The organism is Rhizorhabdus sp. GW822-FHT03C02 (assembly GCF_058801765.1).
This window is the reverse complement of the sequence record NZ_JBXANN010000003.1, coordinates 105364-126053: the sequence shown is the minus strand read 5'-3', so window position 1 is coordinate 126053 and position 20690 is coordinate 105364. Positions and strand designations below refer to the sequence as shown.

The following is a 20690-nucleotide window of genomic DNA, read 5'->3' as shown; positions in this document are numbered from 1 at the left end:
AACAGATCACATGCTTATCCGCGCAGGCTATGAGATATATTTCACCGCGGAAGCCCCGGCGGCGATGCTGGCGATGCTCAGCGTCCACCCGTCGCGCAACAAGGACCTGAAGACCGCGCACCGGATCATGGCGTCGCCCGACATCCCGATCTACGATTATGTCGACGCCTACGGCAATATCTGCACCCGGTTGACGGTGCCGGTCGGCGGCGTCACCCTGTCGGCCGACTTCATCATCGAGGATGACGGCATGCCCGATGCGCGTGCGCCCGACGGACCGCAGATGCCGGTCGAGGACCTGCCCGACGATCTGCTCGTCTTCCTGCTCGGCAGCCGCTATTGCGAGACCGACCGGCTGATGCAGGTCGCCTGGTCGCAGTTCGGCCATCTCGGCTCGGCGCGCGACCGGGTCGAGGCGATCGTCACCTTCGTCAACCGCCATATCCAGTTCGGCTATGAACATGCCCGGTCGGACAAGACCGCGTGGAACGCCTATCAGGAACGTCAGGGGGTGTGCCGCGATTTCGCGCATCTGGCGGTGACCCTGTGCCGCTGCATGAACATCCCGGCGCGCTATTGCACCGGCTATCTCGGCGATATCGGTGTGCCGGTCGACGGCGCGATGGATTTCAGCGCCTGGTTCGACGTCTATATCGACGGCGACTGGTACACCTACGACGCGCGGCACGATCGCCCGCGGATCGGCCGGATCCTGATGGCGCGGGGCCGCGACGCCACCGACACCGCGCTCACCACCGGGTTCGGGCCGGCGATCCTCACCAGTTTCTTCGTGCGCGCCGAGGAGGTCGAGAATGTCGCCTGAGGCCGATGCGAACAATGTGCTGCTGTTCGACTGGCCCGAGCCGCTGGGGGCGCCGCCGTTCGACCGCATCCATCCCGACCAGTTCCTGCCGGCCTTCGCCACCGCGATCGCCGAAAGCGAGCGCGAGCTCGCGGCGATCGGCGGCGATCCGGCCCCGGCCGATTTCGACAACAGTCTCGCCGCGCTCGAACGGTCGGGCGCCGCGCTCGCGCGGGTAAGGCGGCTGTTCTGGTCGCTGTCCTCGGCCCAGGCCGACGATGCGATCCGCGCGATCGAGGCGCCGGTGTCGGCGCTGCTGACCGAGCATGGCACCCGGGTCAGCCAGGACCCCGCGCTGTTCGCGCGGGTGGCGGCGGTCCATGCGGTGCGTGCCGGCCTGAGCCCCGAGCAGCGGCGGCTGGTCGAAAGCAGCTATGACGGCTTCGTCGCCGGCGGCGCCGCGCTCGATCCCGACGGCAAGGCGCGGCTCGCGGCGATCGACCAGCGGCTGGGGCTGTTGTCGGTGCGGTTCGGCCAGAATGTGATGGCGGCGACCAATGCCTGGCAGATGCTGCTCGGCGCCTCGGATCTCGACGGGCTGCCCGAGGCGGTGGTCGAGGCGGCGGCGGCGCGCGCCGATCGGGCGGGGCATAAGGGGCGCTATCTCTTCACCCTCGATCGCACCGATTATGAGGCGTTCCTGACCTTCTCGACCCGGCGCGACCTGCGCGAGATGGTGTGGCGCGCCTTCACCGCGCGCTGCGACGGCGGCGCGCACGACAATATGACCGCGATCGCCGAGATCCTCGCACTGCGCGACGAGCGGGCGCGGCTGCTCGGCTATGCCGATTATGCCGCCTACAAGCTCCACGACAGCATGGCCGCGACCCCCGAGGCCGCCGAGGCGCTGCTGCTGCGGGTGTGGGAACCGGCAAAGCGTCGCGCCGCCGAGGAAGCCGCCGAACTTCAGGCGCTGATCGATGCCGATGGCGCGGACTTCGCCCTCGCCGCGTGGGACTGGCGCCATTATGCCGAGCGAATCCGGCGCGAGCGCTATGCGCTCGACGGGGTCGCCCTGCGCGAGCATCTCCGGCTCGACGCGGTGCGCGCGGCGGCGTTCGCGGCGGCGGGGCGGCTCTATGGGCTGAGCTTCCGACGGCGTGCCGACCTGCCGGTCTATCATGACGATGTCGCGGCCTGGGAAATCGTCGATGCCGACGGCGCGACGGTGGGGCTGCTCTACACCGACTATCTGTCGCGGCCCGAAAAGCATGGCGGGGCCTGGATGGGCAGCCTGCGGGTGCAGGAGCGGCTCGACGGCGTGGTTCGCCCGATCGTCTATGCGGTCGCCAGCTTCGCCGGCGCGCCCGATCCCGCCGAGACCCGGCTGTCGCTCGACGAGGCGCGGACCCTGTTCCACGAATTCGGCCATGTCCTCCACGGGCTGCTGTCGAACGTCGTCTATCCGAGCCAGTCGGGGACCTCGGTCGCGCGCGACTTCGTCGAATTCCCCAGCAAGTTCATGGAGCATTGGATCCTCGATCCGGCGGTGCTCGGCGGCATGGGGGTGCCCGCCGATCTGATCGCGGCGATCGGGCGCGCCGAGATCTACGGCCAGGGCTATGCCACGGTCGAATTCACCGCCTCGGCGCTGATCGACCTCGCGCTCCACCGCAACCCGGTCGAGGCCGCCGACCCGGCGAAGTTCGTCGCGGCCGAACTCGACCGGCTCGGGGTGCCCGAGGCGATCGGGATGCGGCACCGGATCGGCTATTTCACCCATGTCTTCGACGGCGGCTATGCCGCGGCCTATTACAGCTATTTGTGGTCGGAGGTGCTCGACGCCGACGCCTATGACGCGTTCGTCGAGGCCGGCGACATCTTCGATCCGGTCACCGCGCGCCGGTTCCGCGACGAGATATTGGCGCAGGGCAATCGCCGCGACCCGATGGAGTCCTTCGTGGCGTTTCGCGGCCGACCGCCGGTCGAACTGCCGCTGCTCAAGGCGCGGGGGCTGGTCGGGGTTTAGGCAGGGTCGAGCCGCCCGGCCCGGCCTCAACTTCCGTGCGGAATCCGGGAGGCGAAGCTCGCGCGGGTGACCGCGACCGTGAAGCCGCCGTCGCCGTCGGTCACGTCCATTCGTGCGTCGAGCTGCTTGGCGAGCGCCTTGACCAGGGTCGTGCCGAGGCCGGTGGCGCCTTTGGCGATGCCCGCCTTGGCCTTGCCGCCGCCATTGTCGGAGACGGTCAGCCGCCAGTCGGCATCGTTGATCTCGTAGTTGACGAGGATGCGGGCGTCGGCCTTCGCGTCGCCAAACGCATATTTGAGCGCGTTGATGACGAGTTCGGTGACGATTAGCCCCAGGCTGACGGCGGTGTCGGACAGGATCATGCCCTCGTCGGAGGTCACCTCGATCATGACCGGCTGGCTCTCGCCGACCATCGAGCTGGCGAGGCCGGCGCACAGCTTCTCGAGATAGGAGCGAACCTTGACCCGGTCGAGCCCGGTGCTGGCGTGAAGATGCTGCTGGACCGCGGCGACCGACATCACCCGCTGATGCGCATCCTGGAGATGGAGCCGGGTTTCCTCGGACGAGACCGCGCGCGCCTTGAGCATCAGGATGCTGGCGATGATCTGCAGGCTGTTGGCGACGCGGTGGCGCATCTCCTCGAGCAGCACCTGCTTCTGCGCGAGCAGTTCCTCCGACCGGCGGAGCAGTTCCGCCTTCTCCATCTCGATCGCGCGGCGGATCGTCACGTCCTGGAAGGCGAGCAGGATCGTGATGTCCTCGCTGGTTTCGTACAGCACCTTGCGGGCGTTGAGCAGCATCGTCCGCCGGCCGATCCCGGGAAAATCATGCTCGACCTCGAACCCGTCCATCGCGACCTTGTCGGGGATGATCGTCTCGAGCAGCGTGCGCAGCGCGGGAATGTCCCATTGGCCGTCGCCCAGCGCATAGAGCAGCCGGCCCTGGGTGCTTTCGGGGCTGACCCTGAAGGTCTCGTAGAAGGCGCGGCTCGCGGCGCGCACCCGCAGCTTGGCGTCGAGCACCAGGAAGGGCTCGGGGATCGTGTTGACGATCGCCTGCGCCAGGACATTGGCGTCCTCGAGGCTGCGCACCGGATCCATCATGGCCGGCCGCCGCCCAGCCGCGACCAGAGCCGCTCGGCATCGTCGACCGCCTCGAGCATGTCGCTGTCGGCCTGCTTGCCGCTCAGATGGTGGCGCACCGCGTCCGCGTCGCTGTCGCGGGGAAAGCTGCGATCGGCCTTGGCCGCCTTGGCGAGATCGCCGATCCAGCCCGAACGGCCGGTTTGGACCAGCAGCCACTGGCCGAAGCTCGTTCCGTCGCTGTCGCTCATACGCACCCCCGTCGGCAGGCGAGGGCGCTATCGTCCCACGGTCACGAGATGCCTGCGAAAGATCGGGTGATCGGGCCGTATAACATAGGATGGGATTCGCGCCGCACGATATCGGCACGAAGCGGCGATATCGTGCCATGGTCAAAGCGCGCCGGGAGGCGTAAGGCGGCCCATGGAAAAGAAGAAAATCGTCATTCCGCCGAAAATCTGCGCGCTGTGCGGACGGACTTTCATGTGGCGCAAGAAATGGGCCCGCGACTGGGCCAATGTCCTTTATTGCTCGGATAAATGCCGCGGATCGCGGACCAAGAATTTGCCGGGCAAGGCCGCCGCGCCCGTCTGACGGGCGCGGCGTGGACCGAGTTTATTTCGAAGCGTATTGACCGGCTTCGGCGCCGAATTCCTCGCGTGCGAAGGCACGGGCGGCGGTGGCGGTCTTGAAGACCTGGTCCTGCAGGACCGCGGTGACCAGCGGATAATTCTGCATATTGTACCGGGTCGTGCGCACGGTCAGGCGGAAATTCCCATCCTCGTCCTTGGCGATCAGATAGGGCTTTACGGGGACTCGCGACATCACATGTTCCTCAATGGCATTTGCCCGCCGGGCAAGGCCGCCCGGCGGTTGCAAGATGCGGTAGTATCGGGGGCTGAAAGGCTCAGCCGCCGTTCTGCTTGGCTTTCGCCGCCTCATTGACGCTCGCGCGTTCCATCGTGTCGGCGGCGCTGGCGGCCATCGCCTCCCAGCTTTCGGCCGAGCGCTCGTGCATCGCCTTGCGGTTGGGCAGGTCGGTCGCGAGAGCCGCCGCACGCTGCGCAGCAGCGTTGGCGCGATAGATTTCGATATTCGTCATGCTTGGCCTTCTGGTCGGATCCGGCGCGGGCCGGTCGATGTTTTCTGGCGCGCTCTTATCGGAGGAAGCGCGTTTTTCCAAATCATAGCATAAAATGTGGGTTTTGGGCAGCTTATCGTCGGATTTTGCGAAGGCCGGCGCGGTTTCGCCCAATGCGGCGTCGATCATCGCCGTCCAGACCCCGTCGACCGCGACCCGGCCGGTGCGATCGACATAGTCGCCCGCGGCCTCGACCATGTCGTCGCTGGGGTCGCGCAGCAGCGTCAGCAGCGCCCGCGCATCGGCCCGCCAATGCGCGACGAAGTCGGGCAACCGCGCGCCGGCTTCCCACGCGCCGGGCAGGTTGTCGGTGCCGGCGTGGAGCCAGCGCGCGATCCGGTCGGTCATCGCCGCCTCGATCATGCCAGGGGACCGGTCATGGGCGTTCCGGCTTGAAGACGATCCATGTCCCGCCGGGCGGCTTGATCATCGGCCGGCCGCACGCGACGCAGCGGCTCATGAAGCGGCCTTCGTCCCAGCGGCTCGCCATCAGATCGGGCTTGTGCAGCCCCAGCAGGTCATGAAGGCTCATCGATGTTCCTTCGATGCGGTCGGGGGCCGGCAAGAGCGCCGGCCCCCGTCGTCATGTCGGGTGCTTAATAGTCGTCGCCACCATAGACCTTGGGCGCCGGCGCGTCCGAAAGTTCGGCGACCGCCGCCTCGGTGGTGATCAGCAGGCCCGCGACCGAGGCCGCGTCCTGCAGCGCCGATCGCACCACCTTGGTCGGATCGATGACGCCCGACTGGACCAGATTCTCATATTGCTCGGTCTGCGCGTTGAAGCCGAGATTCTGGTCGTTGCCGCCGATCAGCCGCCCCGCGACGACCGCGCCGTCATGGCCCGCATTCTCGGCGATCTGGCGCAGCGGCGCCTGCAGCGCCTTGCGGACGATGTCGATGCCGCGGGTCTGATCGTCGTTGATCCCCTTCATGTCGTCGAGCGCGCGCGATGCGTAGAGCAACGCGGTGCCGCCGCCGGGGACGACGCCTTCCTCGACCGCGGCGCGGGTCGCGTGGAGCGCGTCGTCGACACGGTCCTTGCGTTCCTTGACCTCGACCTCGGTGGTGCCGCCGACCTTGATGATCGCGACGCCGCCGGCGAGCTTGGCAAGGCGCTCCTGGAGCTTCTCCTTGTCATAGTCGCTGGTCGTGTTCTCGATCTGCGACCGGATCGCCTCGACCCGGCCCTTGATCGCGTCGCCGGCACCCGCGCCGTCGATGATCGTCGTATTGTCCTTGTCGATCATCACCCGCTTGGCGGTGCCGAGCATGTCGAGGGTGACATTCTCCAGCTTGATGCCGAGATCCTCGGAGATCGTCTGGCCGCCGGTCAGGATCGCGATATCCTCGAGCATCGCCTTGCGGCGATCGCCGAAGCCCGGCGCCTTGACCGCGGCGACCTTCAGCCCGCCGCGCAGCTTGTTGACCACCAGGGTCGCGAGCGCCTCGCCCTCGATATCCTCGGCGATGATCAGCAGCGGCCGGCCCGACTGGACCACCGCCTCGAGCACCGGCAGCAGCGGCGCGAGATTGCCGAGCTTCTTCTCGTGGATCAGGATGTGCGGATCATTGAGCTCGACCAGCATCTTTTCGGCGTCGGTGATGAAGTAAGGCGACAGATAGCCGCGATCGAACTGCATGCCCTCGACGACGTCGAGTTCGAACTCGACTCCGCTGGCTTCCTCGATCGTGATCACGCCTTCCTTGCCGACCTTCTCCATCGCTTCGGCGATCTTGCGGCCGACGACGACGTCGCCATTGGCCGAGACGATGCCGACCTGGGCGATCTCGTCATTGTTGGCGACCGGCTTCGAGCGGGCGGCGAGATCCTCGACGACCTTGATCACCGCGAGGTCGATACCGCGCTTGAGGTCCATCGGGTTCATGCCGGCCGCGACCGACTTCATCCCCTCGCGGACGATCGCCTGGGCGAGCACGGTCGCGGTGGTGGTGCCGTCGCCGGCATGGTCGTGGGTCTTCGACGCGACCGCGCGCAGCATCTGCGCGCCCATATTCTCGAACTTGTCCTTGAGCTCGATCTCCTTGGCGACGGTGACGCCGTCCTTGGTGATGCGCGGGGCGCCATAGCCCTTGTCGATCAGGACGTTGCGGCCCTTGGGGCCGAGCGTCACCTTGACCGCATCGGCGATGATGTCGACGCCGCGGCTGATGCCTTCGCGGGCGTGACGGGAAAAGCGGACATCTTTGGCTGCCATGGGAGAATTCCTCGATTGGATTCGTCATCCCGGCGCATGCCGGGACCTCGTTCTCCCGCCACCCGGGCAAGGGCGACGGAAGCAGGCGGAATTCAGGTCAGTTCAGGATGCCGAGAACGTCGCTTTCCTTCATGATCAGCAGATCTTCGCCGCCGATCTTGATCTCAGTGCCCGACCATTTGCCGAACAGGATCTTGTCGCCCGCCTTGACGTCCAGCGCGGTGATCGTGCCGTCCTCGGCGCGGATGCCGGTGCCGGCGGCGACGATCTCGCCCTCCTGCGGCTTTTCCTTGGCGTTGTCGGGGATGATGATCCCGCCTGCGGTTTTCGTGGGCGCTTCGAGCCGGCGCACGAGGACGCGGTCGTGGAGGGGGCGGAATGTCATGGTCGCGGCTGTCCCGTCGCTGGTCGCGACGAAATCGTCGCTTTCACAAGCGGGAGCCAGCGCTGCCAAGTTGCGATCTGGCAGTCTCATGCGGAGAGTGCCAGTCCCTCCCATGTGGGCGCGATCGGGCGTTTCGTCAAGGAAGACGCCGCCGATTGTCGGGGGTGCTCAGCCCTCGGGCCAGGCCTCGCGCATCGCGGCCCAGGCGCCCGCGACCAGCGCCTCGAGCACCGTCATGTCGACATCGGCGAGCTTCTTCACATAGAGGCAGCCCTTGCCCATGCTGTGCTTGCCGAGCCGCGCGAGCAATGCCTCCTGCGCGCCGGTGCCGAGCTTGAGATAGAAGACGAGCTGGGGTTTGCGCGGCGAGAAGCCGACCCGGCACATCTCGCCCTCGCGGCCGCTGTCATATTTGTAGCGGTAGCGGCCGAAGCCGATGATCGACGGACCCCACATCACTGCCGGTTCGCCGGTCACCCGCGCCATCATCGCGGCGACGATCCGCCCTTCCTCGGCGCGCTGCGGCGGCTGGGCGGCGGCGAGGAAATCCTCGACACCGATCGCGGTCGCCTTGGTCTTCAATTCGGCCATGCCTCGCCTCCCATCATCGGATCCGTCCGATCGCCAGGATCATGTCGGCGATCTCGTCGGTGGTCGCGGACAACTCGCCCCGGGTCCAGGCGCCGAGCAGGCCGAGCTGCCCCGCCGCGATCGCGGTTGCCGCGAGCTGTCGCTTCGCCGGATTGGCGGTCATGGGCAGGCGCACCTCGATCGCCGATGCCAGCGCGCGGCGCAGCTTCGGTTCGACCGGTGGGGCCAGGATGAGCCGGGCGAGCGCGCGCTTGTCCCAGAAATGCGCGATCAGCGCGTGTGGCGGCGGAGCCCCTTCGGGCGGGGCGACTGCTTCCGACAGCCGCGCGAACAGCGGTGCCATCGCCGCCAGCAATATGTCGTCGCGGGTGCGGAAATGTTCGTAGAAGGTCGAACGGCCGACATTGGCGCGTTCGACGATGTCGGCGATGCGGATCGTGCCATAACGGCGCTGGGTCACCAGCCCGTTGAACGCCTGGAGCAACGCCGCGCGCGTGCGCTCGACGCGCCGATCCGTGCGTATCGGATCGGTGCGTCCGGATATGGGTTTCCGGACAACAGGATCGATTTGTCCGCTATCGGGCAATGGTCGGGCCTCTTCCAGCAACGCCGATCACTCTCTCGCTAAGTCGCGACGATGGCAAGCGATGCGGGAGATCATCGATGACGACGAAGACGGAAGAACAGGATGGCGATGCGCGGCTCTACGGCTGGCTGCTCGTGCTCGCATCGGCGGGGGCGATCATCCTGTCGATGGCGCATCCGCGCCCCGGCGGCCATGCGATCGGCGAGACGATCGCGCATCTGGCGGCGGGAGCGGGCTATAATGGCTGGGTCCACGGCCTGCTGATGGCGCTCGAACTGATATTGGTCGCCGGGCATCTCGGCCTGTCGCGCCGGCTCGGGCTCGACCGGCCGATCGTCACGCTGGCGATCGTCGCTTATGCGTTCGGGGCGATGGCGATGATGGGCGCGGCGGTGATCAACGGCTTTGCCGCCGCCGCCTTCGCCGGCCGCTATGCCCTGATGGCCCCGGACCAGGTCGAGCCGGTGCGTGCGGCGCTCGCCGCGATCGGCAGCATCGCCCGGTGCTGGGCGACGATAGCCGCGGTCGCGGGTTCGGGGGCGATCCTGCTCTGGTCGGTCATGCTGGTCGCGTTGCGCGGCGCCTGCCGGGCGATCGGCCTGGCCGGCATGCTGCTCGGCCTCGCCACCGCCGCGCTGCTGATCGCGGGCATGCTGGTGATGAACGTCCACGGCCTGATCATGCTGGTGCTGACCCAGGCGATCTGGGCGATCGCGGTCGGGGTGCAGATGATCAGGGGCGCGATCGCCATGGACGATCACGGCTGATCATTTTTCGGTGCGCATCGGGATCTTGTTGGGCAGCTTCTTGCCCTTGGTCCGCCGCGACGGGACCTGGATCGGATTCTTCTTCTTCCATTCGGCCCAGCTCATCGGGCCGTCGGGCGTCTCGATCATCCGGTCGTCGATCGAATCGGTCATCGCCGCATCCTCTCCTGCCGCGCGGGCCGATCGCCGCGCGGCAGGAGCATAGACGGCGATCTAGCCGAAGCCCAGCCGGGTCGCGCCGCCGGGCTTGGCGTCGGCCTCGCGGCGGAGCCGGCCGAGGATGGCGGGGGCACCGTCGGCGGGGGCATGGCGCAACTGGCGCGCCACCACCGCGAAATCGCCCGGGGTGAGGTTGCGCAGCTCGGACAGCCCGGCGGGCGGATCGAGCCGGAAGAAGCGCGCGAAGGCGCGTGCCGCCGCCGCCGGCCCCAGCGGCTTGAGGTCGAGCTTGAACACGAAGCGGCGCAGCGTCGCCGGATCGAGCCTGGCGGCATGGTTGGTCGCCGCGACCACCGGCAGCGGGTGACGATCGAGCCAGGTGAGCAGTTCGTTGACCTGGCCGACCTCCCAGCTGGTGCGCGCGTCGGCGCGATCGAACAGCAGCGAGTCCGCCTCGTCGAACAGCAGCACCCCGCCGCTGCCGCGCGCCTCGGCAAAGGCCTCGGCGATCGCCGCCTCGGTGCCGCCCACCCAGCGCGACAGCAGGTCCGACCCGCGCTTGACCAGCAGCGGCCGATCGAGCGCACGCGCCAGATGATGCGCGAGCGCGGTCTTGCCGGTGCCGGGCGGTCCCGCGAGCAGCAGCGAGACGTCATGGCTGCTGCCCCGGGCGATCCGGTCGATCAGCGGCGCCAGCGCTACGTCGCTTTCGAACAGGTCGAGATCGATCAGCTCGTCCTGGCCGAACGGCAGCTCGCCGCCGCGCAGCGCCCGCACCAGCGCCTCGGCCGCACGGGTGCCGCCGTCGCACGCGGCCTCGCCGGCGCCGGCCGGCTTTTCGGCGGCGAGGCGGCCGGCGCGGGTCGCGATCCGCAGCACGGTCGCGGTCTCGGGCGCGAGATCGACCAGCCGGCGCAGGCCATCTCCGGCGGCGACGCCTTCGTCGGCGGCGATCCGGTCGAGCATGTCGTGCGCGGTGCGGCGGCTGGGGAAGTCGAGCTTGAGCACGAAGCTCATCCGCCGCAGGATCGCATCGTCGACATTGCCGATCGCGTTGGTCGTCCAGATCACCGGCGCGGGATTGGCTTCGAGCAGCCGGTTGACGAACACCTTGCTGCCCGATCGCCGGCTCATCCAGTCGCCGTCGCTGGGCGCGGCGTCGCCGATCAGATCCTCCATCTCGTCGAACAGCAGCACCGCGCCGCCCTTGTCGGCGAGGATGCGCTGGGCGAGCTGGAGCGCGCCGACCCGGTCCCAGCGGCTCGGCTCGGTGCCGTCCTCGTCGACCTCGCCCACCGCGTGCAGCACCGCGCCGGCTGCCGCCGCCAGGCTGCGCGCCAGTTCGGTCTTGCCGGTGCCGGCCGGGCCGTGGATCAGGATGTTGATGCCGATCGCGCGGGTCGCGAGCGCGCCGCCGAGCAGCCGGACGAGGAAGCCGGTGTCGGCCGTATGGCCGAACGCGGCGAGATCAAGCCGTGCCGGCTGGCGCGCGCCGAGCAGCGTATCGACCATCGCCTCGCCGACCGCGGGCGAGCGGTCGAGCAGCCGGGTCAGCGCCCATTTGACGTCGATCTCGAGATCGCCGCGCCGGTTGACCTCGAAGTCGATCAGCCCCAGCCGCAGCACCGGGCTCGACCGCACCGCGCGGCCGGTGTCGGCGCCGATCTCGACCGGCAGCGCGCCGCTCGCCTCGATCGCCAGCGCGCCGAGCAGCGCGGGCAGGTCGATGCCGTGACGGCTCGCCGCCTGGACCAGCCCGGTCACCCGCGGCAGCCGGTCGCACGCGACCAGCAGTTCGAGCAGCAGCCTGTCGAGGCTATCGAAACCGATCACGTCGCCGAGACCTTCGGCGAGCGCCAGCACATGCGGGCGCGTGTCGACCGGCACCGGCGCGGCGGCGACCGCGGCCAGCAGCTCGCCCCATGCGGGTACGGCCTCGCCGACCGGCTCGACCCCGGTCAGCCAGTTCAGATGCGGCGTCGCCCATTCGATGATCGCGTGCGCCAGCGGTGCCGCGGGCGAAACCCCGCGGCCGATCCGGAGCAGCATGCCCCGGACAATCGTAAATTCGTCCATGATAACCCGTATCCCGCCCGGCGACGGGGCGGCGGCATGCGACGAGGCATGCCACGGCCGGTCACCGGGACAATCTTCCAATGTCGATGGGGATGCTGCGGCGTCGGTCGATCCCGGCCGCAGCGCGACGGGCGCGCTTTAGGGCAGGGACCGGACGCCGCGGGGCAAAATTCCCCGGTTCAGGCGGTCCAGCAATGCTCTTCTCCGAAATGCCGGTCGTCGGACCGGCAAGGGAAGGGGCCTATAGTCGGGATTCGACGATTTTACAACCGGGAAGGCGCTAGGGGCAGGATCATTACTTGCCCGTTGCCGGCCAGGATCGGGTCATGCGGGATTATGCTTGGCTAAAAAGGCGTCTATCCGCTTCAGAAAATCCTCGAGATCGGTCGCCTTGGCGAAGCCATGTCCTTCGTCGGGGTAGAACACCGACTCCACCGCGATGTGATTCTTCTTGAGCGCTTCGATCATCTTGCGGGCCTGGACCGGGGGCACGGTATAGTCCTTCTCGCCCTGAGCGATCAGCAGCGGGATCTTCAGTCGCGCGGCCTGGTTGATCGGCGACAGGCTGGCGAGGGTGGCGGCGTTGTCGCCTTCGCCCTTCACGATGTCCTGCCAGCGCCGGAAATAGCGCGGTGCCTCGAAGCTGCCGCGGCTATATTGCATCTGGGTAACGAGGTCGGACACCCCTGCAAGGCTGATCGCGCAGCGATAGCGTTCGGGGTTGCGTATCGCCCCCCAGAGCGCGGCATAGCCGCCATAGGATGCCCCCATGATGCACACCCGCCGGGGATCGACCTTGCCGCTGGCGACGAGCCAGTCGAGCCCATCGTCGAGATCGTCCTGCATCTGCCGCCCCCAGGTGCCGTAGCCCTTCTTGACGAAGTCGAGGCCATAGCCGGTGGAGCCCCTGAATTGCGGTTGCAGCACGGCATAGCCGCGGCTGGCCAGAAACTGCACCCAGGGATCATATTCCCAGCTGTCCCGTTCGAACGGGCCGCCATGCGGCATGACGATCAGCGGCAGGCGCTGGGCGGGGCGGCCGGTCGGAAGGGTGAGATAGGCGGGTATCCTGAGGCCATCGCGTGCGGTGTAGCTGACCGCATCGACCGGCGCGAGCGGGGTGTCGCCAAGGACGGCATAAGGTTGAAGCACCGGGGTCAGCCGCCGCGTCGAACGATCGAACAGATAGAAGAGGTTCGGCCGCGCGGCGCCGCCGGACCGGATCAACACCCGATTCTCGTCCCGGCTCATCCCGACGATCACGATTTCGGCATCCGGCAACGCCTTTTCCATGCGCTGTTGCAAAGCCTTCTTGTCGGGGTCGAGCCAGGCGATGCGGCGGCGGTCATCCTCATAGCGCACCCCGCTCACCGCACCGGTGATCGGGTCGGCGATGATCGAGCTGACGTCGACTTCGGGGTTCTCGTAGATCGGCTCGCCGATCTCGCCGGTCCGGAAATCATATTTATAGACCGCGAACCGGCCGGTACGGCCGTTGGTGACGATGACGCCCGACCGGTCGCCCGACAGGAAGCGCATCGAGTCGATCGAACTATCCTCTTCTTCCTTGGGAAGCTTGCCGCGGACGGCCTCCAGCCGATCGGCGGGATTCGCCCGGTACCAGACGGTCCATTTACGCCCGCTATAGGCGATTCCGGCGCGCACCACGCCATGATCGTCGGCGTACCAGTTCCAGACGTCCTGGCGCGATTTCTCGATCGTGGTCGCAACGCCGGTGGTGAGGTCGACGCGTTTCACCGAGGGCGTTTCGAGCAGCGAGTCCTGGCTGGAAACGAGCGCCCATGCCCCTTCGGGGTCGATGTACAGCACCTCGCCACCGAACAGTCCCCGGCTCTTCGGGTCCATCAGCTTGATGCCGTTCGTGGTCAGATCGAGGGCGAAGAGCCGCGATACCGGCACACCGAAGAAGGTCCCGACGGTCAGCGTCGCCAGGATGCGGCCATTGCCGGCCCAGTTCACGTCGCTGATCGCCCCTTCCTCGAAGCCGAACACCTGCGGCTTGGCATCGGGATGTTCGAGGTCGAGCACGGCCAGGCGCTGGCGATCGTCGACGACGCCGCGCGCCGCGATCCGGCGTCCGTCCGGCGACAGCTCGGGCGCCGTCACCGACGGCCGCTCCGCGAACACGCTGGCGGGCACGGGGCCATGCGCGGGTGCGGGCACCGAAGCGGGCGGGGCCGCAGGCACCGTCGGAGCACCGGCGGCGACCATGGCCGGAACAAGGCACATCGCGGCTAAGGCACGCCAGTTCATCGATCTCCCCCTTTTGGCGTTCCCCAACGCCGGCGCGAGCATAGCCATGAAAGCGATCGGGTAAACAGGGGCCTCGCCGCCGGGTAATTCCGTCCGGCCGCGCCCTTGAAGGGCTATCCCGCGCGGGTTAGGCAGGGAAATGTTCGCGGCCCCGGCCTCGATCGATCGCGCCCTCGATCTCGTCCATGACGGTGCGCAGCGCTTCGCTGCGGCGATCGACATGGCGACGGTGCGAGACCTTCTCGATGCGCTGGCGGCGTACCGGCCGACCGCGCCGGAACCCGGCTGCTCGATGTCCCGGCGCTTCGCCCGATACTCGATGCCAAAGGCCCGGTCGGCACGCTGGCCGCGGTGATGATGAGCGAACGCCCGCAACCGGTGCGCGCGATCCTGTTCGACAAGACGCCGGCGACGAACTGGTCGCTCGCCTGGCACCAGGACCGGGTGATTGCGGTGCGCGCGCGGGTCGAGGTCGCGGGTTTTGGTCCGTGGACACGCAAGTCGGGGATGATCCATGTCGCGCCGCCGTTCGATCTGCTCGCACGGGTGACGACGCTGCGGCGGCATCTCGATCCGGTGACGGCCGACAACGCCCCGCTGCTGATCGCGCCGGGATCGCACCGGCTCGGGCGTGTCGCCGAGGATGATATGACCTATGCGGTCGCGCGATGCGGGGTGTTCGCCTGTCTTGCGGCGGCCGGCGACGCCTGGCTTTACGCGACGCCGATCCTTCATGCGTCGGAAGCGGCGCGGGCACCGGTGCGGCGGCGGGTGCTGCAGGTCGATTATGCGACGGGAAACCTGCCCTGTGGCTGGGGGTCTGAGACAGGCGCTTGCCGCTGCCATGGCGATCCCGCATCAGGGCGGCATGAACTCCGCCCCATCATCGACGATCGAACTGCCCGCGTCCCGCACGGCCGATATCGTCTATCTGGTCGCCACCGGGCTGCTGTGCGCGGCCTGCCTGTTCAGCCTCTACAGCTTCACCGGCTTCGATCCCGATGCCGTGCGCGGGCGCGACGCGTTCACGGCTTTCCTCGATCTGGTCGGGCCGACCGGGTTGCGCGCGATGTTCGCGGTGGCGGGGTTCGGGGCAGGGTGCCGGGCGGCTGCCAGCGGCTGGCGGCTCTGGGATCGGCAACCGATGCTGCGCGCGGATGCGGCCGGGCTCTGGCTGCATCCGAGCCTGTATCGCGGGCCGCTGACATGGGATGATGTCGTCGCGGTCGGGCTCGACGGCGCGCGTCCGGTCCAACTCGCGATCGGTCTGACGCGGCGTTTCTGGTCGCCTACCCATTGGTTCAGCGCGCGCGATGTCCGGATCGCCTTGCCGCTGATCGGCCTGCCGCGCGACGATGCGGTCGAGGTCGTGCGGCGGATGCGGGGCTGGGCCGGTCGCGCATAGCATTGGCGGCGCGCGGCAAAGCTGGCATGTCCGATGGTTCAGACCCGAAAGGACATCGATGCCGAAATTGCTTCACCCGATTGCAGCACTTGCCCTGCTGACCGCCGCGACGCCCGCGCTCGCGGCCCCGAAGGCGGCCAAGGCACCGGCCGCGCCGAAGGTGCCGGTCGGCCAGGTGAAGCTGCCGGTGCTCAGCTATACGGTCAACGCCTCGGGCCCCGCCGGCGGCGCGCTGGCCAAGCGCAGCGACGTCGTCACCGTCGACTATAGCCTGACCCTGCTCGACGGGACCGTGATCGACAGTTCGATCGAGCGCGGCGAGCCCGCGACCTTCCCGCTCAACCGGCTGATACCGGCCTGGCAGATCCTGGTCCAGCTGATGCGGCCGGGCGACGACTGGACCTTCTATGTGCCGCCCGAATATGGCTATGGATCGGTCGCGCGCGACAAGCTGCCCGCGAACAGCTTCCTCGTCTTCAAGGTCAAGCTGATCTCGGCGGCCGAACCCGAGTGAGCGCGGCGTGAAGATCCTGATCTTCGGGGCGACCGGGATGGTCGGGCAGGGCGTGCTGCGCGAATGCCTGATCGATCCCGGCGTCGACCGGGTTGTCGCGGTCGGCCGCGCGCCGTCGGGGCGCAGCGATCCGAAGCTCGGCGAGGTCGTCCTGCCCGATTTGTTCGCGATCGGCGACCGCCAGGCCGAGCTTGCGGGTTTCGACGCCTGCTTCTTCTGCCTCGGCGTGTCGTCGCTCGGGATGAGCGAGGCCGACTATACGCGCACCACCTACGAACTCGGTCTGGCGATCGCGCGCACGCTGGCACCGGTCAATCCGGACATGAGCTTCATCTATGTCTCGGGCGCGGGCACTGATGCCGGCAGCCGGCAGATGTGGGCGCGGGTCAAGGCGCGCACCGAAAGCGATGTCGCCGCGCTGCCGTTCAAGGCCGTCTTTGCCTTTCGTCCGGGCTTCATCCAGCCGCTGCACGGCGCGCGATCGAAGACCGGATGGATCGACGCCATTTACCGCGTGACGGGCCCGATCGCCGCGATCGTCGGGCGCCTGTCGCCGGCCGCGTTGACCTCGACCGACCGGCTCGGCCGCGCGATGATCGCGGTCGCTCGGCACGGCTATGCGAAGCCGATACTCGGCAATGGGGATATCAACGTGGCAGGAGCCTCATAGGCTCTTCTTGAACAACTCCAGCATCCGCGCCCAGGCCTTCTCGGCCTGTTCGGGATTGTAGACTGCGCTGTCGGGCGGGCACCAGCCGTGCATCGCGCCCTTGTAGACCTCGATTTCGGCGGGGAGCTTGGCCGCATCGAACGCCGCGCGCAGCCGGTTCTTGGATTCGGGATCGCGCTGGTCGTCATTGTCGGCGATCGCGAACAAATAGCTGGCCTTCATCTGCGGAACCAGCAGATGCGGGCTGTCGGGCTTGTCGGTGGCGATGCCGCCGCCATGGAAGGAGGCGCCGGCCTTGATCCGGCCGGGGACCGCGGCGGCGGTGCGCATCGTCAGCGGGCCGCCCATGCAATAGCCGGTGGTCGCCATGCCGCGTTTGGTATCGACCTCGGGCTGGGCGTCGATGAAGGCGATGAACGCTTTGGCGTCGACGACATTGGTCGTCGCATTGACCTTTTGCGCGAGCGGCATCAGCCGTTCGCGGACCGGCGGCTGGGCGAAATTCTCGCCCGGCGCCAGCACCGGCGCCTTTTGCGAGCGATAATAGAGATTGACGACGAGGACGGCATAGCCGGATTCGGCCAGCCGATCGGCCATCTGGCGGAAGGCGGGACGCAGGCTCATGATGTCGGGCCAGATCAGCACCGCCGGGTGCTTGCCCTTGGCCGGCGCCACGAAATAGGCGTCGGCCTTGCCGTCGGGGGTGTCGATCAGCACGTCGCGACCCTTGGTCGGCAGTGCGTTGGCGGGGCTCGGGATCAGCAGCGACAGCCCGCCGACCCCGGCGAGCGCCCCGAAGGCGCGGCGCGACAGATGGCCGTCGGAGAGGATGCCGGCATTATCGGCTTCGGTATATTCGTCGCACATGCGCCAGCCCTTCCGCTTCGATCATAGGGGAACAGGCTGGCCGACGGGCCGGCGCGCGTCAATGGCGATGATCCAGGCGCCGCACGGGCCATGCCGGAATCCGGTATCGGCCACTATTGGCTCGATTCCGGAAAGTTTTTCATGGCATTGTCGCGGCGGGCATATGGGGGCGGAGTGCCGATTCCGCGGTCATGGCCCTTTGATGTGATCGTCGGAGTCCCTTAGCCTTGTCAGAACCCGTCAAGCTGGTGATCTGGGATCTCGACGATCTGTTCTGGCAGGGATCGATCATCGACGATGGCCGGATCGGCTATGTGCGGGCGCATCATCAGATCGTGATCGAACTGGCCCGCCGCGGCATCATGAGTTCGATCTGCGCGCGCAACGATCCCGCGGCCGCGCTTGGTCTTTTGCGCCAGCGGAAGATCGCCGATTTCTTCATCTTTCCGAGCATCTCCTGGTCGGCCAAGGGGCCGCGCCTCGCCGAACTGGTCGACGCGCTGCAGCTCCGCCCCGAGCATTTCCTGGTCGTCGACGATCATCCCGGCAATCGCGCCGAGGCGCTGCTGGCGGTGCCGGGCATCCAGGTCGCCGATGCGGGTTTCCTGCCGACGATGCTCGGCGACCCGCGGCTGGCGGGGCAGGCCGATCCGGAATTGAACCGGCTGAAACATTACAAGCTGATCGAGCTGCGCCAGCCCGATCGCAGCCTGTCGAGCGCGGGCAATGTCGATTTTCTGCGCGGCAGCGATATCCGGGTGCGGATCGACCATGACGTACTCGCTTGTCTCGATCATGCGATCGATCTGATCAATCGCACCGGCCAGCTCAACTTCACCAAGCAGCGCCTGCCCGAAGACCGCGACGAGGCCCGCGCGGCGCTGCGCGGCGAGATCGAACGTCGCGGGCGCCGCAGCGGGCTCGTCCATCTCTCGGACCGATATGGCGATTATGGTCATGTCGGCTTCTTCATGCTCGACGAGGGCGGCCCCGATGCCGAAGGGGGCGCGTCGCCCGGCGTGCTGCGGCATTTCTGCTTTTCGCGCCGGGTGCTCGGCATGTTCGTCGAAGCCTGGCTCTACGAACGGCTCCAGCGTCCGCAGATCGAGGTGGCGCCCCCGGTGCTGATCGACCTGTCGAAGCGTCCGCGGGTCGACTGGATCCGGCTGGCCGAGGCCGACGGCGCCGATCGGATCGCGCCCGAAATCAGGATCCATGGCGGAAGCGAAGCGGCATCGATCGGGCATTATCTGCGGCATGTGGCCGAACGGCTGACGGTGACCGGCAGTTTCCGCGCCGGGGCGAGCCTGTTTCACCTGAACGGCGGCGGCCTGTTGCTGTCGGCCTGCGAACGCAAAGCTGCGCATTTCGACGACGAGGCACGCGGGATGCACGCGCCGCCCGAGCTCCTGTCGAGCCGCTATTTCGACGATGTGCCCGAGGGGACCGCGTTCCTGTTCGGCGGCCAGCATGACGCGTCGGGGGGGCGGCGCTACCGGCACAAGGTGTGGGGCTGGGAATTGTCGGCCGACATCGATGGATTTCCGCCGGTCGACCTGACGACCATCGGCGACGAGGAGATGGAACGGCATATCGAGGCGGCGGGGCTGCCGGCCGAACGGGCCGATCTGGCGCGATCGACCCGTCGCCATATCCGGTCACGCTACGTCGCCGCGCCCGGCCCCGACGATGCCCGCATCGTCGCCGAGCTGGAGGAGATTTTTCGCCGCATTCCCGACGGGTCGCGGCTGATGCTCATGCTCGACGACGAGCGGGTCCGCGATGGGGCGGGGCGCCTGAGCCGTGCGGACGGGATCCGCCATTATAACTGGCTGATTGAAACGATGCTGCTGCCGCCGTTCGTCGGGATCGCGCGCTTCGCCGACGCGATCGCGGCCGAGAGCGAGATATTGGCCGGCGGCGATCGCCCCGACCGCGCGCCTTATGACCGGATGGTCCATCTGCGGATGGCCGAGCATATCGTCGAAGGGCTGCGCGGCCTGCCCGCCAAGGGCGATCCGGTGGCGAGACCGCGCCGCTGGGTGCCGCGGGGCGTGGCGCCGCTGCACCGCGCGGTGCCCGGATCCCCGGTCACGATCGTCGACAAGGCCGATCTGCGCGTCGATTATCACAGCGCGCCGGCGCCGCGGGGTGTGGTCGCGGTCAGTTTTTCGGAGCGGCTGCATGATCGCGCGGTCGCGGCCAAGGAGCTAGCCGGCCCGGGGTTCGGCACCCAGAAGCTGCTCGAGCTCGGTTTCGACGTGGTGGCGGTCAAGACCGACCGGTCCGCTTGGTATGCCAATCTCACCGACCAGGATCTGGCGCGGATCGATACGGCGCTGGGCTTCATCGCCGATCGCCATATCGCGCGTGTCGGCTATGGCAGCAGCATGGGCGGCTATGCCGCGATCCGCTTCTCCAGGGCGCTCGGCCTGTCGCGGGTGCTGGCGCTGTCGCCGCTGTTCGAGATCACCGATTCGCGCGACCGGCGGTGGGAGGAAGACATCGCCCTGATGCAGGCGGCGGGTCGGGAGGCGAAGCGTGATCCGCGGCCGATGATGTCGGCCACGCATCTGAGCCCCGACTGCCGCTATTTCCTGGCTTATGATCCACACAATCCCGACCGGATGCACGTCGCCCGCTACCGGTCGCTGCTGGGGGATCGATTCACGGAATTGCGGGCACCGTTCGCGGGACATCCGGTCGGTTTCTTCCTGCAGGAGATCGGCCATCTCGAAGCGGTGGTCGACCAGGTGCTCGGCCATGGCCGATGGCCGGAGTTCGGCGCCCGTTGGCGCAGGAACAAGGCGCGGTCGTCGGATTATCTGTTCTGGCTGGCCACCGCCTGCCTCAATCGCGGGCATCTGCGCTGGGCGGCCGATCTGAGCCCGAAGGTGGTCGAAATGCGGGGGCATCGCGCCGATACCCATGCCCAGGCCTGCCTGATCGCCATGCAGCGCAATGACATCGACGGCGCCCGCGCCGCGATCGACCGCGCGCTCGAACTCGATCCGGGCGAACGATATTATATCGGCCTGGCCCGATCGGTGATGACGATGCAGAATGTCGCGGCGATCCAGCGGCAGGTGATGGGCGGTTGAAACCCGGCTCGCGAAGAGCGGGCGC

At 67.9% G+C, this 20690-nt stretch carries 22 protein-coding genes and 1 pseudogene; 10 read left to right on the top strand and 13 right to left on the bottom strand.

All coding sequences use genetic code 11. The features are described 5' to 3' along the window. The first annotated feature begins 10 nt into the window (after window positions 1-10). Together AC1RM6_RS10395 and AC1RM6_RS10390 are read left to right on the top strand one after the other, a co-directional pair. Window positions 11-823 (top strand): transglutaminase-like domain-containing protein, encoded by an 813-nt coding sequence (locus tag AC1RM6_RS10395; RefSeq protein WP_493100810.1) that lies wholly within the window; start codon window positions 11-13, stop codon window positions 821-823. Further along, on the top strand, window positions 813-2831 hold the full coding sequence (locus AC1RM6_RS10390) for a M3 family metallopeptidase (RefSeq protein ID WP_493100808.1): 2019 nt from the start codon (window positions 813-815) through the stop codon (window positions 2829-2831). Before AC1RM6_RS10395 ends, AC1RM6_RS10390 begins: the two co-directional genes overlap by 11 nt. A 26-nt stretch (window positions 2832-2857) precedes the next feature. On the opposite strand, the gene AC1RM6_RS10385 is transcribed toward AC1RM6_RS10390, so the two are convergent. Further along, entirely contained in the window at window positions 2858-3934 is a 1077-nt protein-coding gene (locus AC1RM6_RS10385) for a sensor histidine kinase (RefSeq protein ID WP_493100806.1), read from the bottom strand. Then, a complete protein-coding gene (locus AC1RM6_RS10380; protein ID WP_493100804.1) occupies window positions 3931-4164 on the bottom strand; it encodes a YozE family protein in 234 nt (77 codons plus the stop codon). Before AC1RM6_RS10380 ends, AC1RM6_RS10385 begins: the two co-directional genes overlap by 4 nt. 172 nt (window positions 4165-4336) lie before the next feature. Here AC1RM6_RS10380 and AC1RM6_RS10375 point away from each other — a divergent pair, with 172 nt between their 5' ends. Further along, complete coding sequence (locus tag AC1RM6_RS10375; RefSeq protein ID WP_493100803.1) at window positions 4337-4507, top strand: DUF2256 domain-containing protein; 171 nt, start codon at window positions 4337-4339, stop codon at window positions 4505-4507. Window positions 4508-4528: 21 nt separating this feature from the next. On the opposite strand, the gene AC1RM6_RS10370 is transcribed toward AC1RM6_RS10375, so the two are convergent. From AC1RM6_RS10370 to AC1RM6_RS10340, 7 genes are all read right to left on the bottom strand, one after another. Then, a complete protein-coding gene (locus tag AC1RM6_RS10370) occupies window positions 4529-4738 on the bottom strand; it encodes a hypothetical protein (protein WP_493100801.1) in 210 nt (69 codons plus the stop codon). 82 nt (window positions 4739-4820) lie between these two features. Next, window positions 4821-5327, bottom strand: coding sequence for a hypothetical protein (locus AC1RM6_RS10365; protein WP_493100799.1), 507 nt, complete (start codon window positions 5325-5327; stop codon window positions 4821-4823). Between the two features lie 103 nt (window positions 5328-5430). Continuing rightward, on the bottom strand, window positions 5431-5586 hold the full coding sequence (locus tag AC1RM6_RS10360; RefSeq protein WP_493100797.1) for a hypothetical protein: 156 nt from the start codon (window positions 5584-5586) through the stop codon (window positions 5431-5433). Window positions 5587-5650: 64 nt separating this feature from the next. Continuing rightward, window positions 5651-7270 (bottom strand): chaperonin GroEL, encoded by a 1620-nt coding sequence (groL, locus tag AC1RM6_RS10355; RefSeq protein ID WP_493100794.1) that lies wholly within the window; start codon window positions 7268-7270, stop codon window positions 5651-5653. A 97-nt stretch (window positions 7271-7367) separates the two neighbouring features. Further along, window positions 7368-7655 carry a co-chaperone GroES gene (locus AC1RM6_RS10350; RefSeq protein ID WP_493100792.1) on the bottom strand — a complete coding sequence of 96 codons (288 nt, stop codon included), beginning with the start codon at window positions 7653-7655 and terminating at the stop codon, window positions 7368-7370. A gap of 168 nt (window positions 7656-7823) precedes the next feature. Beyond that, window positions 7824-8246, bottom strand: a complete 423-nt coding sequence (locus tag AC1RM6_RS10345; RefSeq protein WP_493100790.1) for a DUF1801 domain-containing protein — start codon at window positions 8244-8246, stop codon at window positions 7824-7826. 13 nt (window positions 8247-8259) lie between these two features. After that, window positions 8260-8730, bottom strand: a complete 471-nt coding sequence (locus AC1RM6_RS10340) for a TetR/AcrR family transcriptional regulator (RefSeq protein ID WP_493100788.1) — start codon at window positions 8728-8730, stop codon at window positions 8260-8262. Window positions 8731-8909: 179 nt separating this feature from the next. On the opposite strand from AC1RM6_RS10340, the gene AC1RM6_RS10335 reads away from it, so the two are divergent. Then, window positions 8910-9599 (top strand): hypothetical protein, encoded by a 690-nt coding sequence (locus tag AC1RM6_RS10335; RefSeq protein WP_493100787.1) that lies wholly within the window; start codon window positions 8910-8912, stop codon window positions 9597-9599. On the opposite strand, the gene AC1RM6_RS10330 is transcribed toward AC1RM6_RS10335, so the two are convergent. From AC1RM6_RS10330 to AC1RM6_RS10320, 3 genes are all read right to left on the bottom strand, one after another. Continuing rightward, window positions 9600-9752, bottom strand: coding sequence for a hypothetical protein (locus AC1RM6_RS10330; RefSeq protein WP_493100785.1), 153 nt, complete (start codon window positions 9750-9752; stop codon window positions 9600-9602). Window positions 9753-9812: 60 nt separating this feature from the next. Further along, window positions 9813-11834 carry an AAA family ATPase gene (locus AC1RM6_RS10325; protein ID WP_493100783.1) on the bottom strand — a complete coding sequence of 674 codons (2022 nt, stop codon included), beginning with the start codon at window positions 11832-11834 and terminating at the stop codon, window positions 9813-9815. 324 nt (window positions 11835-12158) lie between these two features. Then, window positions 12159-13085 (bottom strand): alpha/beta hydrolase family protein, encoded by a 927-nt coding sequence (locus AC1RM6_RS10320; RefSeq protein WP_493101559.1) that lies wholly within the window; start codon window positions 13083-13085, stop codon window positions 12159-12161. A 1162-nt stretch (window positions 13086-14247) separates the two neighbouring features. Here AC1RM6_RS10320 and AC1RM6_RS10315 point away from each other — a divergent pair. From AC1RM6_RS10315 to AC1RM6_RS10295, 5 genes and pseudogenes are all read left to right on the top strand, one after another. Continuing rightward, window positions 14248-14463: a hypothetical protein gene (locus AC1RM6_RS10315; protein WP_493100781.1), complete on the top strand. Its 216-nt coding sequence runs from the start codon at window positions 14248-14250 to the stop codon at window positions 14461-14463. After that, a pseudogene (locus tag AC1RM6_RS10310) lies at window positions 14463-14819 on the top strand (phytanoyl-CoA dioxygenase family protein); the annotation flags it as partial. The gene AC1RM6_RS10315 and the pseudogene AC1RM6_RS10310, both read left to right, overlap by 1 nt. A 157-nt stretch (window positions 14820-14976) precedes the next feature. Next, window positions 14977-15513 carry a hypothetical protein gene (locus tag AC1RM6_RS10305; protein WP_493101579.1) on the top strand — a complete coding sequence of 179 codons (537 nt, stop codon included), beginning with the start codon at window positions 14977-14979 and terminating at the stop codon, window positions 15511-15513. A 58-nt stretch (window positions 15514-15571) separates the two neighbouring features. After that, window positions 15572-16027, top strand: a complete 456-nt coding sequence (locus AC1RM6_RS10300) for an FKBP-type peptidyl-prolyl cis-trans isomerase (RefSeq protein ID WP_493100779.1) — start codon at window positions 15572-15574, stop codon at window positions 16025-16027. Window positions 16028-16034: 7 nt separating this feature from the next. Then, window positions 16035-16697 (top strand): Rossmann-fold NAD(P)-binding domain-containing protein, encoded by a 663-nt coding sequence (locus AC1RM6_RS10295; protein ID WP_493100777.1) that lies wholly within the window; start codon window positions 16035-16037, stop codon window positions 16695-16697. Here the strand turns inward: AC1RM6_RS10295 and AC1RM6_RS10290 are convergent. Further along, the gene (locus tag AC1RM6_RS10290; protein ID WP_493100775.1) at window positions 16692-17564 is read right to left on the bottom strand and encodes a dienelactone hydrolase family protein; all 873 of its coding nucleotides are present in this window, start codon (window positions 17562-17564) and stop codon (window positions 16692-16694) included. The two genes, AC1RM6_RS10295 and AC1RM6_RS10290, sit on opposite strands and share 6 nt — an antisense overlap. Window positions 17565-17791: 227 nt before the next feature. Between AC1RM6_RS10290 and AC1RM6_RS10285 the strand changes: the two genes are divergently transcribed. Next, on the top strand, window positions 17792-20665 hold the full coding sequence (locus AC1RM6_RS10285) for a hypothetical protein (protein WP_493100773.1): 2874 nt from the start codon (window positions 17792-17794) through the stop codon (window positions 20663-20665). The last annotated feature ends 25 nt before the right edge of the window (window positions 20666-20690 follow it).